12 protein-coding genes are annotated in these 16030 nt (G+C 43.3%); 3 read left to right on the forward strand and 9 right to left on the reverse strand.

From position 1 onward, the window contains the following. Positions 1-221: 221 nt before the first annotated feature. From FET73_RS05705 to FET73_RS05715, 3 genes are read right to left on the reverse strand one after another with little or no spacing between them, the layout of a single operon-like run. On the reverse strand, positions 222-1751 hold the full coding sequence (locus tag FET73_RS05705) for a B12-binding domain-containing radical SAM protein (RefSeq protein ID WP_154222936.1): 1530 nt from the start codon (positions 1749-1751) through the stop codon (positions 222-224). After that, positions 1741-2592, reverse strand: coding sequence for an alpha/beta fold hydrolase (locus FET73_RS05710; RefSeq protein ID WP_154222937.1), 852 nt, complete (start codon positions 2590-2592; stop codon positions 1741-1743). The genes FET73_RS05705 and FET73_RS05710 overlap by 11 nt, the downstream gene beginning before the upstream one ends. A gap of 12 nt (positions 2593-2604) precedes the next feature. Next, positions 2605-3024, reverse strand: a complete 420-nt coding sequence (locus FET73_RS05715; RefSeq protein WP_154222938.1) for a DUF1801 domain-containing protein — start codon at positions 3022-3024, stop codon at positions 2605-2607. A 124-nt stretch (positions 3025-3148) separates the two neighbouring features. Here FET73_RS05715 and FET73_RS05720 point away from each other — a divergent pair, with 124 nt between their 5' ends. Then, positions 3149-4924, forward strand: a complete 1776-nt coding sequence (locus tag FET73_RS05720; protein WP_154222939.1) for an ABC transporter transmembrane domain-containing protein — start codon at positions 3149-3151, stop codon at positions 4922-4924. A 174-nt stretch (positions 4925-5098) separates the two neighbouring features. Here the strand turns inward: FET73_RS05720 and FET73_RS05725 are convergent, their stop codons facing one another. Then, on the reverse strand, positions 5099-5533 hold the full coding sequence (locus tag FET73_RS05725; RefSeq protein WP_154222940.1) for an OsmC family protein: 435 nt from the start codon (positions 5531-5533) through the stop codon (positions 5099-5101). Positions 5534-5721: 188 nt separating this feature from the next. Between FET73_RS05725 and FET73_RS05730 the strand changes: the two genes are divergently transcribed. Continuing rightward, a complete protein-coding gene (locus FET73_RS05730) occupies positions 5722-7035 on the forward strand; it encodes a hypothetical protein (RefSeq protein ID WP_154222941.1) in 1314 nt (437 codons plus the stop codon). A gap of 78 nt (positions 7036-7113) precedes the next feature. Here the strand turns inward: FET73_RS05730 and FET73_RS05735 are convergent, their stop codons facing one another. From FET73_RS05735 to FET73_RS05745, 3 genes are all read right to left on the reverse strand, one after another. Further along, positions 7114-7518: a hypothetical protein gene (locus FET73_RS05735; RefSeq protein WP_154222942.1), complete on the reverse strand. Its 405-nt coding sequence runs from the start codon at positions 7516-7518 to the stop codon at positions 7114-7116. A 146-nt stretch (positions 7519-7664) separates the two neighbouring features. Then, entirely contained in the window at positions 7665-10814 is a 3150-nt protein-coding gene (locus FET73_RS05740; protein WP_154222943.1) for a glycosyl hydrolase, read from the reverse strand. Positions 10815-10832: 18 nt separating this feature from the next. Continuing rightward, positions 10833-11600, reverse strand: a complete 768-nt coding sequence (locus FET73_RS05745) for a LolA family protein (RefSeq protein WP_154222944.1) — start codon at positions 11598-11600, stop codon at positions 10833-10835. 154 nt (positions 11601-11754) lie between these two features. Here FET73_RS05745 and FET73_RS05750 point away from each other — a divergent pair, with 154 nt between their 5' ends. After that, on the forward strand, positions 11755-13068 hold the full coding sequence (locus FET73_RS05750) for a serine hydrolase domain-containing protein (protein WP_154222945.1): 1314 nt from the start codon (positions 11755-11757) through the stop codon (positions 13066-13068). A gap of 133 nt (positions 13069-13201) precedes the next feature. On the opposite strand, the gene FET73_RS05755 is transcribed toward FET73_RS05750, so the two are convergent. Further along, positions 13202-14569 carry an FAD-dependent oxidoreductase gene (locus FET73_RS05755; RefSeq protein ID WP_154222946.1) on the reverse strand — a complete coding sequence of 456 codons (1368 nt, stop codon included), beginning with the start codon at positions 14567-14569 and terminating at the stop codon, positions 13202-13204. Beyond that, positions 14566-15855 carry a kynureninase gene (gene kynU, locus FET73_RS05760; protein ID WP_154222947.1) on the reverse strand — a complete coding sequence of 430 codons (1290 nt, stop codon included), beginning with the start codon at positions 15853-15855 and terminating at the stop codon, positions 14566-14568. The genes FET73_RS05755 and kynU overlap by 4 nt, the downstream gene beginning before the upstream one ends. Positions 15856-16030: the final 175 nt, after the last annotated feature.

Here is a 16030-nt window from a genome sequence, read left to right on the forward strand (position 1 = left end):
CAGAGAAAATTCATTAAATACATCTTGAGATTACGGTTTTTGCGAAGCAGGCCTCTTCCGCTCCCTGCTAACGAGACAGACCTACATCCATGTAGGCCAAGAAGTGGTCGAGAGATTCTACAAATGGCAGCGGTTGGTTCGCGAAGCGAATCAGAGCTGGCTCATAAAACAAGTCTTGAAGTTACGGTTTTTGCGAAGCAAAAGAAGTGGCTGAAAGACACCTAAACATGCTGGGCCTGGCGCTTGTTGTGTCGCATGCCTTTATCGGGTTTTTGACGGTTGAGTACCGCGAATAAATGGCCTTTTTCTCCACTGCGGTCAAAGTCTTTTTGTAAGGCTTCAAAAATCTGTTCGGCATCAAGTCCCAAGTGTTCAGTTAATATCCGATAAAGCAGCACAAACTGGCGGCGCAGGGATATTTTCCAGGTGCTTTTTTCTGTCGCGTACAAGGTTTCTGAAAACTGCATGAATCGTTCAAAAGGCGCATCTGCCATGAGCATCGGCAAGGTGCTGCTAAAACGACCTGAGTTACCAAACATGTCCCAGTAGCGAGCAAATCGATTGACTTTTTGCAAGTCTTGGAAGCTGATGGTTGCTGTGGACAGTATGGTGTAAGGTGGCGCTGGGTTGTAACGCATTTGGTAATCGCGGGTATGGCGGTTAATCGGCGCACCACGCAAACGCTTCAAAATGCCCAGCTGTATTTCTTGCGGCTTCAATGCCAACAGTTGATCAAAGCTGCAGGCAAAATTAGCCAAAGAGTCACCCGGCAAACCGAATATCAAATCGGCATGAATATGTGCCAATGTGTTTTCACGTAACCAGAGTAGGTTTTCTTTGGTCTTGTCGTTGTCTTGCTTGCGACTGATCAGGGTTTGGATTTCGGGATCAAAAGTTTGAACCCCAATTTCAAACTGCAAACTTTGCGCTGGAAATTTCACCAACAACTGGCGTAACTTTTCAGGCAAACGATCTGGTATGACCTCAAAATGCACTGTTAACTTGCCGTCCATGCGATCAAGAAAAAACTGTAATATGGCTGAAGAATGGGCCATCTTTAAGTTGAAGGTGCGGTCAATGAACTTGAAGTTCCTCGCTCCTTTTTGATACATCTTGTCCATTTCATCTAAGAAACGGTCAAGGGTGAAAGTTTTAGAAGTGCGGTCTAAAGACGACAAACAAAACTCACACTTAAAAGGACAACCACGCGATGCTTCAACATAAACAATGCGGTTTTTGATGTCATCATCTGAATAATACGCGTATGGCATGTTCAGTTCTTCCAAAGGTTTGGCTATGCCTTTGATGTGTCGATTGATGTGTGAATAATCAGACACTTCATTGTTCAATAATTCTCCACACAACTGTTTGAAGCTGTGCTCGCCGGCACCCTGCACCACATAATCGGCCAAATCCACAACTTCAGGCTGATCGGGCAAATGACTGACTTCAGGGCCACCCAAGACCACTTTGATTTCTGGTGCGATGGTTTTGATCAATTTGACCAACTCGGTGGTTTCGACCACATTCCATATATAAACACTGAAACCTATCACTTTAGGCTGATAAGCCAACAACTTCTCTGCCATGTCGGTGGCACGGTCATGAATGGTGAACTCAATAACTGCTGCACGACTTTGCCATTCGCCCAGGTTGGCATACAAGTAACGCAAACTGAAAGACGAATGGATGTACTTGCTGTTCAATGTGGTCAGTAGTATGTCAGTACTTTGTGTGGTTTCAGGCAGCATGTTGATGTTTTTGATTTTGCAATTCGATGAATTGTTTGATTTGTGGTGTCAACCATTTTGGTCGCTCAAGCGGCAACAGGTGGCTGGCGTCGGCGCATTCTACCAGTTGGTGGTTTGGATTACTTTGCCATTTTTGCCAAAAATCTGCCGGCACAGTGTCGGTGTGTGCACCACGAAAAGCCAAAATGGGCAATTTCGACGTCAATAATTGGTTTCTGAAATAGGTCACGCTGGCATAACATTTGGCTTCCCAAATTTTAGGATAGCGCAATGTCAAGTGATTGCCCTTTGGCACCACGCCGTGTTCTATAAAATCCCACAAAACTGCATCAGAAACACGCTTAAACGCTCGCGCGCGGCGGTGGAAGGCAAAAGCTTGCTTCTTGTTTTGCCACTCATCAGGTCGGTTTAAGGCTTTGTTGATGATGGGGACTTTTTTCTTTAAATACTTCGGCATCAAGGCGTTCAATCCGCAAAAGGCGCGAGAAAAAACGACCGGCTCAATCATCACCAAGGCTTTGAATAAGTCTGGACGCTTTTGGGCTGCCAAAAAACTGGTCACTGCGCCCAAGGAATGGCCTACACCAATGATGTTTTTCAAACGCTGTTGATCAAAAAAACGAATCACATCATCGGCCAAATCATGCCATGATTTGATGCTGTTGATGTGTGGTGAAGGTTGCCACAAACCGCGTTGTAAATAACTCACCACTTGATGTTCATCCAACATGGGCGCTATCAATTGTCGATACGCATCTGGCGGATAGGCATTTGCATGGCCAAAATACAAAGTGGGTTTGGTGTGGTCGGCACCAAAAGTTGTGTGGGGTAATGTTTTCATGGTTTTTATTTTTTATTCGGGGTATTTTTCCTGCATATAATCCAGAGAGGCTTGAATGATTTTTTTCAAAACATCTGTTTTTACATCACTGAGTTTATTGATATAAAGGCATGATTTGCCTAATTTATGCTTGCCTAATTCAGCCAACAGTTCTTCGTACTCATCAAATCCCGACATGATGTACAAAGAAAACTTGGTTTTCCTTGGTGAAAAACCCAAACGCATAAAGTCACCTTCTCTGCCACTGTCGTATTTATAATGATATTCCCCCAGTCCAACAATAGAATCACCCCACATTTTGGCTTTATACCCAGACACATCTTCCATCAGTTTTAAAAGTTCAAAGGCATCTTGGCGTTTCTGGTCCGGTTTAACGGCTGTGATAAAAGACACCACACTGGCTTCAGTGGCTTGGGTTTTGTTAACTGACATGTTCGGCTCCAATTGGGTTGGGTTTGTTGTTATCTTTCAGGTTAAAATAGCACAACATTTACCTGCCCACAAATTATGACACACATTTCTGTTTTCAAGAAATGATGTAACAACTGAATAAAATATGACAGCAACAGAACAAAAAGAACCTGCAAAAGGCGACATTGGCCATTTGAAGTTGGTTGGCCCCTTGGTCAAACCTTATAAAAAGCACATCATTTTGGCCTTGGTACTGCTGGCGCTGGGTGCAGCAGCGAATTTAGCCATCCCTGCTGCCTTTAAGCAAATGATAGATTTGGGGTTTTCTGCTGAAAACAAAGACACTTTATCTAATTATTTTATCGTCGTGTTGGTGGTTTCCTCATTGATGATTTTGTTCACCTCATTGCGCTATTACTGGGTTTCTTGGATTGGCCAAAAAGTAGTCACCGACTTGAGAAAGAAGGTCTATGCACAGGTGATGAAACAGTCAGCACATTTCTTTGAAAGCACTAAGACCGGTGAAATTTTGTCACGAATCAACACCGATACCACTTTGGTTGAAACAGTCGTAGGCAGCACATTTTCAATTGCTTTGCGCAGCGCCGTGACTTTTTTGGGTGCGGCCATCATGATGGTGGTTTCCAGCCCTAAATTAGCAGGTTTGATTGCTTTGATGATTCCTTTGGTGATCATTCCGATTGCTGTCGTTGGTAAAAAAATCCAAAAACTGTCAAAGATTGAACAAGACCGTATCGCCGATTCCTCTGCCATGGCCACAGAAACCATCAATGCCATACATACAGTACAAGCCTATGCACAAGAAGGTCGTGAAAACACTGCATTCCAAGGCGCTATAAACAAAGCCTTTAAAGCTTCTGTTGATTCGATTCGAATGACCACAACCATGTCTATTTTAGTAGGTTTTGTGATTTTTGGCGGTATTATTTCTGTGCTTTGGCTGGGTGCAACAGACGTCATCAACGGCACCATGACTGCAGGAACATTAAGTCAATTCGTCATGTATGCCATCATGGTCGCCACCTCTACAGGCGCTTTGACCACGGTTTGGAGTGAACTGAAAAAAGCCGCTGGCGCCCTAGAGCGCATCATCGAATTGATGAACACAGAATCTGACATCATTGACTCTCCTGATGCCAAAGCCCTTACCATTCCTATCATTGGCAATGTGACCCTTAGAAACGTCAATTTTGCTTACCCAAGCAGGCCTGATTTAAACATTTTAACTGACATCAATTTAGAAGTTCCTGCTGGTAAAACCATTGCCCTTGTTGGACCATCGGGTGCAGGCAAATCCACTTTGTTTCAATTGTTGATGCGTTTTTATGAACCACAGCAAGGCGAAGTGATGATTGATGGGCAAAACATCAAAAATTTTGTCTTAGCTGACTTGAGAAAACAATTCTCATTGGTGGCACAAAACGTGACCATATTTTCAAATTCAGCAGCCGACAACATTGCCTACGGTGAACCTGATGCTACGCAAGAACAAATTCAAAAAGCCGCATCATTAGCCCACGCCGATGAATTCATTCAAGGCTTAGATAAACAGTATGAAACTTATTTAGGCGAACGTGGTGTGCGTTTATCTGGTGGTCAGGCACAACGATTGTCAATTGCCCGTGCCGTTGTTACAGAACCGCCTGTTTTGTTGTTAGATGAAGCCACCAGTGCTTTGGACGCAGAAAGTGAGCGTTTAGTCCAAGATGCTTTGAATCGCATCATGAAGAACCGCACCACTTTGGTTATTGCGCACCGATTGGCAACCATTCGTCAAGCAGACAATATTGTGGTGATGGATAAAGGGCGCATTGTGGCACAAGGCACCCATGATGATTTGGTTCGTTCCAGCCCGCTTTATGCCAAGTTGGCGAAATTACAATTTACTGAAAACAAGTAAATTTGCCATAATTCAAGCCTCATCATTGGGGCTTGAATTTTTCTTTTTCAAAATTGCCAGTCGCTTTTGTATCAACTTTAACTTACGGGCTTTTTAGCGTTTGTATTCATACCAACCATAGATGCCAAACACCACGGGAGCTGCATACATACTGATGATTAAAGCATCCACTGTTTATTCCTCAATGCCAACTATTTCATAACTGTGGGTTACATTTACTGTACCTTGTAACATGTGAGATACTGAACAGTATTTCTCAGCAGACAATTGAATGGCTCGCGCCACATGCTTTTCTTCCAGTTCTTTACCTGCAACTCTGAAATGTAAATTAATGTCGGTATAAATTCTAGGGATTTCATCGCGGCGCTGTGCTTCTGTGGTTACTTTAATGTCAGTGAACTGCTGTTTAGATTTGGTCAGAATCAGTTTCACATCAATACCAGCACAACCCGCCAAGCCCATCAATACCACATCCATAGGTGAAGGTGCACAGGTGCTGCCGTCTTTTTCTGTGGCAGAATCTGTGATGATACTCTGGCCAACACTGTTGCTGCTGATGAAGGTGTAATCTTTTAACCAGTGGCTGTTGATGGTGTTTGTTGTGGGCATAACTAAATCCAATTAAAAAAACAAATTTTAACATGGCAATTTTTGTCAGCATAAAGACATTTCACCTTCAAAATCTCACACAAGGCATTTACATATACTTTTTTTGCATCATGACGACATTAATTGTGACAGCAGTCACAAAATTCATTTACAGTAACTTACCGAACCAATCAACAAAGTGGGAGTTTATGAAAAAACCAATAATGATCCTGTGTGGCTCGTTGAGCCTTTATTGTGCTCAATCATTAGCAGGCGGTCCTGTATGCACACCTAACAACAGCACCTCTTTCCAAGATTTTTTAAATCGCGCCTACACCATTGGTAGTGATGCCATGGGTGACAACACCTTAACTTCGCAATGCACCAATTTAACGGACCAACAAGTGCTCGGCACCTTGGACAATTGTGGCGTCTTAGATAACCCTATTAATGGCTTGGGTTTAAGCCCAGTTGATAAATTTTTATACGGTATGTCACCTACCGATAACCGCGGTATAGGCACACACTTGGAAATGACTTTTCCATTCCCAGCCCCCGGCCAACCCGGTGACATCATGAAAGCTGATGAGGTTGATGTTTATCGTATTGGTAATGATGGTGGCTACCAAAACATAGGCTTCATTTCTCCACCAACTGAAACAGCCACTGGTGATCCAAATGTCCACCAAGTGGTTCCCATTGTTCATTCAGCTTCTACGTTCAACCAAGCAGGTGACATGTTTATGCTCGCTTATCGAACCAACTATGAATCAAGCGCCAACATCATGGCCGGTACCGGTGACGTAAACTATCAAGCACCTCAAATTGTCATTGGACATGTACCATCAGCGACTCTGATTGCTGCAAATAATGGTGCCAACAACCTGAATGCCGTTTGGACGGATGTGGATGACAGTTCTGACCCAGTTTGTGCAGCAGTGGTTAACGAATTCAGAAATCAAACCAATGCATTTTCAGATTGTGTTGTGTCTGACTTTATCGCCAATGGTAACCATGATGCGGCTGTTGATGCTTGTTTGGCAGTTACAGATGCATCAGGTACAACCATTATGGATCGAGGCATTCATGATTTTGCTGTCAGCCCGAGTAATGGCCATTTCTATGCTTACGACTCACAAACTTACAGTGACAAAGATGTTTTGATTGAAGTTGACCCAGACGCCAACCCCATGGAGGCCAGTTGTACCGAATATGCCGATGCCGGTAATGGTACCAGACGATTAACCAGCCTGATGTTTTCACAACAGAACAAACTGGTGGCTTTGTTTGCCGACGCTAACACCGGTGTTTGGATAGATACCAGCAACGGTGACATCAACCCACTGGCAACACCAGTTGCAGACTTTCCTCACGGTGACGGCAGCAGCTTACCTTTCGACATGCTGCGCCATGCCTTTGGTGCCACTGTAGCTGATTTGATTTTTAAGAATGGCTTTGAAGATTTTATCTTTGCTAACGGCTTTGAAGGTGACCCTGTGCCACCCACATGTCCAGCCTTCTGATTCAATCATTTAAAATAAACTTAAATAAAAACGCCGCTGTTTATTACAGCGGCGTTTTTTTATGTGCTGATTACAGTTTTATTTTTTGATTTTTGAAGCCAACCAAGCCATGGGTAGGTACGCCACAACCAAATCCAAAGCGATAAACCACACAGGTGCTGGAATCATCGCACTGGCCGCCACACCACCTGCCAAGAAAAACAAACCAACATACAATGCCAGTTTTTTGTGGTTATTAACAGACATCATCACAGCCACCAATGCGCCCACCAAGGTACCTAACGCGTGGGCTAAAAATGGCATGATGAAATGCTTGGGCTCGAATAAATGTAAATTTGCTTTGATGCTGGCCGCATCCATGACATCGACACCTTCAGGTGGCGGAATCAGCATACCACTGGACATGATGATGCCCATATTGACTGCCATACCTATGGAAATGCCTACCACCAAGGCAATGATGTTTCTGCTTCTGTTTGTCATGATTAACTCCACTTCATACCCTAAAACATTAAATAAATAACCATAAAACTATACCTTAAAATCAAAAACATAACCACCAGACATAAAAAAACCCTTTACCACACGCTTGTCGGTAAAGGGTTATGTTTTCTAAAACAATTTAGGTATCAGTGCATCACAGGCGCACCCTGAATGAACCACTGTTTGTTGACTTTTTGTTCAACCAAACCGAGTCCATTTTTTTCATTCCAAGCACCGCGCTCCAACAATTTAATTTGTTGCGCTTCTTCCAAGGATTTTTTGATACCTGAGAACTGTTGGTCAATCACTTTATCAGCGGCTTTGATAGCCACTTCAACTTCAGCCATCAATTGATCAGCTTGCTCAAATTGTGTTTGACTTGGCTTGCCGTTATAGCCAACCACATTACCAAACAAAGTGCCCAGCTTTTCACGCAACTGTTGCTCGCCAGTGATGGCGCCAACTTTAGTTGCTGTGTATTTTTTGTTCAATGCCGCATAGCTTTCAGCCCATTTTTTGGCTTTCTTTTTCGCACTTGATGACAGGTCTTCAAGGGCATCCAATTGTGTGTTCACGTCTTTCAATTGACTTAATTTGAAGGTCAAATCATTGATTGAATCATACAATTTCATCGACAAGTCATGTTGCGCCTGTCTGTCTGCTTTGGTGTGCTTAGATCTGGGATCAGCGACCAATTCAACAGTGGTGTAATACTTTTTCTTGCCCTTGATGATTTCTACTTTATATTCACCTTCTGCCACTCTGGGGCCAAAAAAGCCCGGAACCAAAGAAGTCGATGGAGGGAATTTGGGTGCTTTCAGTCGCATCGGCCACTCTACGCGGTTGATGCCACGACGTTTACCCGCCACTAATGTGGTGATGATGTTGTCGTCTTTATCCAAAACATTGACCTTCATGTCACCAAACATGTGGCGTTTTTTCAAATAATAACTGATAACAGCCACCTCAGATGGGTTGTCACCTACAAACTCGCCAGCACCTGAAAAGCTTTGTAAAGCACCGCCTTCAACCATCACCGATGGTCTGGATGGCAGCAACAACACATTTTCCTGTAGCTTTTCTTTGTTCAAGGCACGCATGGGTGAAATGTCATCAATGATGTAAACTCCACGACCATGTGTCGCCAATATCAAATCATGTTCAGTCGGGTGGATCACCATGTCGTGTACCGCCACTTTGGGTAAGTTTTCTTTGAAACGCGCCCAATTTTGGCCGCCATCTAAACTTACATATAAGCCTAATTCTGTCCCTAAGAAATACAAATCAGGGTTTACCGTGTCTTGACGCATGATCCAAGCGTAACCCAAATCATCGGCAGCCAATTTTTCCCAGCTCTTACCAAAGTCGTTGGTTTGGTAAACATAAGTTTTCATGTCACCTGTGCGGTGACCGTCATAGGTCACAAAAGCCGTGCCTTTGTCATGTGAACTGGTGGTGATGCGAGAAACCCAAGTACCTTTCGGCACGCCCTTGATGTTCTTGCTCACAGACTGCCAGCTTTCACCCGCGTTTTTTGAAACATGAATCAAACCGTCATCAGAACCTACCCACAACACATCGCCATCAATTTCAGATTCTGCAATGGTATAAATGGTGGCGTTGTTTTCTGCCGTTGAATTATCAATGGTTAATCCACCGGTGGTGCTTTGGCGCTGTCTTTTGGGGTCGTCTGTGGTTAAATCAGGTGATATGGTTTTCCAAGATTCCCCTTGATCGGTAGATACGTGTACATATTGCGAGCCATAATAAATAGTACCTGGCTTGGCCGCACTGACCAACAAAGGTGTGTTCCAATTGAATCGCAAATCTTCTTCATTATCTCGAGCCACGGGAGGAATGTTTTTCACTTCGCCAACCGTTCGATCTAATCGCAACAGCTTACCGCCTTGGTACTCTGAATAAATCACATTATTGTCGGTTTTATCAACGTATGACCAGAAGCCATCACCCATGCCGATTGAATTCCAATGTTTGGCCTTTATGCCGCCGGGTGCGCGTGAGGGACCTTCCCAAGAACCATTGTCTTGTAAGCCGCCATAAACATGGTAAGGCCATTGGTCATCATGTGAAACATGGTAAAACTGACTGACAGGTAGAGAACCTACCATGCGCCAATTGTTGCCTTTATTGTGAGATACATAAACGCCACCATCTGTACCCAGTATGACTTGGTTAGGGTTTTGTGGATTAACCCACAAAGCATGGTGATCAGGATGAACAGATGTTGAGAAACCACCAGAAAACATCGATGTGAAAGATTTGCCACCGTCTTCAGAGATGACTGTTGTGTAACTGGGTTTGTATACGCGTTCTGGATCGGTTGGATCAACTTTCAACTCACCAAAATAGAATGGACGCATTTGAACCATGGCAGATTCAGAACGTTTTTCCCAAGTTTTGCCCATGTCATCTGAACGGTACAAGGCTGTAGATTCAGACTCAACTGTGGCATAAACTGTGGTTGACTGTGATGGTGCAATGGCTATCGCAATTCGCCCCTTTTCACTGTCTGGTAAACCGTTTTTCAATTCTTGCCAGCTGTCACCACCATCTATAGATCGGTATAAGCCAGAACCATCACCACCGGATGTGAAATAATCAGGTGAACGCCTGAATTCCCACATACCCGCATAAAGGATATTGGGGTTGTTTGGATCCATGGCCAAATCAGAACAACCTGTTGATTGATTCACATAAAGTACTTTTTCCCAAGTGGCACCACTGTCTTGGGTGCGGTAAACACCACGTTCTTTGGCATCACTCCATAAAGCACCCGTGGCACAAACAAAAACGTTGTCACCATTTTGAGCGTCCACTTCAATGGCCGCAATGCGTTCGGTTTTTTCTAAACCCAAATGTTTCCACTTGATGCCACCATCTTCCGTGACATAAACGCCATCGCCCACTGAAACCGTATTTCTGACCCACGATTCACCAGTACCAACCCAAACTTTTTTCTCGTCGTTAGGATCTATTGATACCGCGCCTATGGATTGCGTGTGGTCATCAAAAATCGCGCTGAAACCAACACCACCGTCATTAGACTTCCAAACACCACCACTAGCAGTACCCACATAAATCGTAGGAGCATCGCTGTTGGTGGCATCGAGTGCAGATATTCTGCCGCTCATCACAGCAGGACCTATGGCACGTGCCGACATGCCACCAAAGGTATATGAATCGACCTTAACCTCTTTGGCCGAGGCAGTTCCCACTGCACTCGGTCCAAAAATTGGCGCTAATGCCAGGGTTAACAACCATTGTTTTCTGTTCATCATTGTCCCCTTTTTTATTTATTTATCAGCTGTAGCAGCTTCTGGCTTTTCCGCTTTGGCAGGCATAGAAAACAATGCATCATCAATATCGGTATTAAACTCTACTGATTCAAAGACCAGGTTTTGACCCACAGTACCGTTCATTTTAACTGTGGTTTGCATGGGTACAACTGTGTCACCAATTTCTTCATACCCAGATGTGTATGATTCTGTGATCATTTCTTGACCCATCATGGTGGTTTGAGCACGTACCATGACTTCTAATTTGTATTCTTCATCCAAAAAGTAGGTCATCACATCTCCACCTTTTTTTGTGACTTTGAGTTCAATCACTGGCGTGCCTTCAATTTCAGAAGTGCCAATCAATTCAACGTTGTGACCTTTCTTTTCATAATCAACCAACACACCATCCATGTCTGCTTGCTCTTGAATTTGTTTCAGCTGGTCATCTGCCATTTCTTCAGGATCGGGCTTGCCCATGAAAGGCATCACCGACCACCCTTTTTCACCGTCAAAAGCTTGAATACCTTTCATGCCTTGAACTTCGAAAGCCACATGTACTTTACCTGGTCTTTTGGCCGATATTTCCAATGGCACTTCCATACCACCCATGCTCATTTTGCCCTTGGCATGCATGGTCTTGATTCCCCTGATGACTTCTAAACCACCTTTGGCTTCATAATAATCATTCAACACACCCTCTAAAGTTAAATCACTGGCTTGGACACTTACACCCCATGCCAACATTCCTAATGTACCTGCTACCTTTGTTATTGATATTTTCATGCCTTTTCCTCTTGTCATAAATTTAAAAACAATGATTTTATCCGATTGAATAAAAATAAACAGTGCTGAAGGTCATTTCATGACTGTTGACATCTGCCCTGCATACACCGGCTTGTGCTATGATAATTAGCCAATAAAATACCGAGATTTAAGAATGAAATGGCTATTACTGGCAATTAGCTTCAATTTAGCAGCGGCACAAATCCCAGAAGATGTTCAACATGAAGCCGATCAGCGGGTTAAACATAACTATAACCAAGGTATCGTGCTCGGTGTTTATGAAAACCAGTCCAGGGCTTACCATATCAGTGGTTGGGCCAACAAAGAAAACAAAATAAAGTTAAACAAACAATCGGTTTTTGAAATTGGTTCCATCACCAAAACCATGACTGCGTTGTTACTCGCAGAAGCGGTGGTTAAAAACAAAGTGTCCTTAGATGACCACATTGATAACTTATTACCTACTGAACTTAAATTCACATCGCCCAAAGCCATCACCCTGAAACAACTTTCCACACACTCATCTGGCTTACCTCGTTTACCCAGCAACCAAAAGAACATCATGGGCAAAGACCCCTATGCTGACTACCAAAGGGAAGATTTATTAGCCGCCATCAGCGACCAAACCGTATCTCCCAATCAACAACATTACGCATACTCTAATTACGGCGTGGGTTTGTTAGGTGAAGCTTTGGCCATATTAAACCAAGACAGCTACCAAAATTTATTAAAAAAACGTGTATTTGAGCCGTTGAACATGAATAACAGCTATGCCGATGCTTCCTTGGTACCAGAAGATCGTAGAGTGACTGGCTATGCTGGAAAGTATGCTGTTCCTAACTGGCACTTCAAAGCTTTAGCCGGAGCAGGTTCTGTCAACAGCAGCATAGAAGACCTGTTGACCTTTGGTATTGCCATACTCAAAGCTGACCACCCAGAGCTGAAACAAGCCATTGCACTCAGTAAACAAATCCACTACCAAGATCGTGGTGTCACTTTGGGCCTCAATTGGCACATCAATAAAGGCGTTTTATGGCACAACGGAGGCACCGCGGGCTTTCGCAGTATTTTGATGATAGACCCTGAACAAGAGAAAGTGGTTGCTGCCATCACCAATCAAGCTGAACATGCTGTAGAAGACATGGCAGGTCATTTATTGAAACCTGAAAATGAGATGAAATCCTATGACTTCCCAGTCGAAATCAGCGAAGATGAATTAAAAGCTTACACCGGCACTTTTCACAACAAAGTCAATGACAAAACCATCAAAACCAGTATCAAAGATGGCTTTTTGATGCTCCATTTTCCCAAACAGCCAGCCTATCGATTGACTTATTTGGGGCAAAATAAATTCATTATGAAGCTGACCAAAACCCGCATTCGATTTGAGACAAAAAGCTCAGGTCAATTCAAGCAACTTTACTTCAAGGCTTGGGGTGACGAGCAACTGTATCAGCGAGTGGAATAACTTTTATCTAAGCAAGGATGGCGCAATACAGTATACCCAATGCTGTGGTCAAATTTATAATCATGAACACTGCGAATGATTCATACAAAGGCAGGCACAGCAAAACAATATTCTCTGTGACTTATGAATGGCTTCAGCTCAATCTGGGTAGCTTTTGCATCACCAATCGTTCCCCTCGCTCAAAGTCCACTTCTTCTATGTGCTCAACATGGTTACTGAGTTGATCCAATATTTTATTTTGTATTAAACCTCTGGACTGGGCTTCTGCATAAGGAATCAAATGAAACATGACCATTGAATAACGTGGAATAAAGAATTCAGGTAATCGCTTTTCTAATTCAAAAGCAATTTTCTTTTTCAGGTGGAATTTGGGATCACGCACCGATGACCTCATCTCAACATAGTTCTCCAAAGCCATGTCGGCAATGGCGTTGGTGTTGTTGATTCGCGAGGCTTCAAAAATAGGCATAGCCAAATCCCAGTTATCATCTGATGCTTCCAATGCAGCATTCAATGCAGCACAGTCTTCAAAACCGGCATTCATGCCTTGTCCATGAAAAGGTACAATGGCATGGGCCGCATCACCCGTTAATATCACATTTTTATAGTGCCAGTCATTACACCTGATGGTACCTAAATAACCTGTCGGATTGGCAAAAAAGTCATGCGTTAAATCTGGAATCAACGCTTTTACATCGGCAAAATGTTCATCAAAAAACCGTTCTAATTGTACTGGATTTTTAATCGCCTCAAAACTTGCCTCACCCTTGTTTGGCATAAACAAGGTCATGGTGAAACTGGCATCAGGGTTGGGCAAGCCAATCATCATGTATTCTCCACGTGGCCAAATATGCAACGCCTCTTTATACAATTGAAAATCACCTTCGCTGCCTGCTGGCACAGTCAATTCTTTGTATGAATGGTCTAACAACTCTGAACTGACCTCAGTCTCCTCCAAAGCTTCTATACAGGCCCTTACTTGACTGCCACCGCCATCGGCACCAATCAAATACTCAAAATCATGCGAAATGGTCACAGCAGTCACTGTATTTTCAACATCACAGCGTTTTCGATTAAACCTGATGGCTTTTAACTCATGCTTAAAATGAAACGTCACCAAACCAGTAGCTTCTGCTTTATCCCGCAACAAACTGACCAAGCCAGCACGCGACACCGAATAAATCACCTCTTCAGGCTTTTGACCATAACTTTGTAATTTTAAATTTCCCGCTTCATCATGCAACATACGACCTTTCATTGGGATCAATAAGGGTTTGACTTGCTCCATAACACCCACTTCCTTCAAGGCATGAATGCCTCGATTGGCCAAGGCCAAGTTGATAGACCTCCCTGCTGGAATGGCTTCTTTTCGTATGTCCGGCAATTGCTCAAAAACAGTTACTTGGTAACCACGCTGTGCCAAATATATGGACTGTAATGACCCCACCAGCCCGGCACCAATGATGGTGATGTGCGCAGGGTTTTCAAATGTTTCTGTCATATGGCTTGCTCCAAAATATCAACAAAATGAACCATTTCTTCAAAACGATTATACAAAGGTACAGGTGCCACTCGAATGACATTGGGCTCCCGCCAATCACAGGTCACACCCTCGGCTTCAATGGCATCAAATACCGACTTACCGGGTTTATCAGTTTTTATCGTTAATGACAGCTGGCACCCTGACAACTCTTCATCAGGTGTTATGATGCCCACTTCTTCTTTGAGCCTATTGTTCAATAAAAAACGCAAATAGGCAGTTAACTGTTTAGATTTGTTGCGAAGTGCAGAAATTCCTCCGGCTTGTTCAAACGTTTCTAAAGAGCCCCTGATGGCCGCCAGTGATAAAATCGGCGGGTTAGATAACTGCCAACCTTCTGCACTTTGTATCGGCACAAAAGTGTTTTCCATTTTAAAACGAGTGGCCTTATCGTGCCCCCACCAACCGACAAAACGCGGCATGTCAGGATTATCATGGTGTTTTTCATGAACAAAACACCCAGCCACGGCACCCGGACCGGAGTTGACATATTTATAAGTACACCAAGCGGCAAAATCCACACCCCAGTCATGTAACTTCATTTCAATGTTACCCGTGGCATGTGCCAAATCAAAACCAACAGTGATGCCATGGTGTTGTGCGGCATCAGTAATCTGCTGCATATCGAATACTTGCCCGGTGTAATACTGAACACCCGGCAACATGATCAACGCCAATTCATCAGCATGTTCATCAATGGCCTTCAAAATATCTTCCGTTCGCAAACATTCTTCACCTTCACGTGGCTTCAATAGCAGCATAGATTCGGCGGGGTTATGTCCATGAAATTTAATTTGTGATTCGACCGCATAATGATCTGATGGAAAGGCATGGTCTTCTATCAAAATTTTATGGCGCTGGGCTGTGGGCTGATAAAAGCTCACCATCAAAAAGTGTAAGTTAGCTGTCAGTGTATTCATACACACCACTTCAGATGGCTTGGCCCCCACCAACTCTGCCGAAACCTTGGCCAAACCTTCATGGTAATTCATCCAAGGGTTGTCACTTTCAAAATGCCCTTTAACACCCAGTTTATGCCACTTTTCTAACTCTTCTTTGACATAAACTGATGCCAGTTTCGGTTGTAATCCCAAAGAGTTACCGCACAAATAAATTTCTTCCTTACTTGATCCTTTGATTTTGGGAATAAAAAAAGCATCACGCATGTGGCGCAATGGATCATTGGCATCCAGTAGTTGAGCGAATCCTGCATCATCCTGAAAGGAGTTTCTATCGAGTAATTCCATGTTTTTAAAGTCCGGTCAAAATACAAGATTATAATGCAGGTATTTAACAACACCTTAGATTTTTTGAACCATTGTTTGATGTATGGTTTATATTGTCTTGTAACTTTTTTAAATAATTAGAATTTTATATAAATGCTAAACCTTAAAATAACCAAGCTAAAAATTCATTGAATCC

Source organism: Marinicella rhabdoformis, assembly GCF_009671245.1.
Taxonomy (GTDB): Bacteria; Pseudomonadota; Gammaproteobacteria; order Xanthomonadales; family Marinicellaceae; genus Marinicella; species Marinicella rhabdoformis.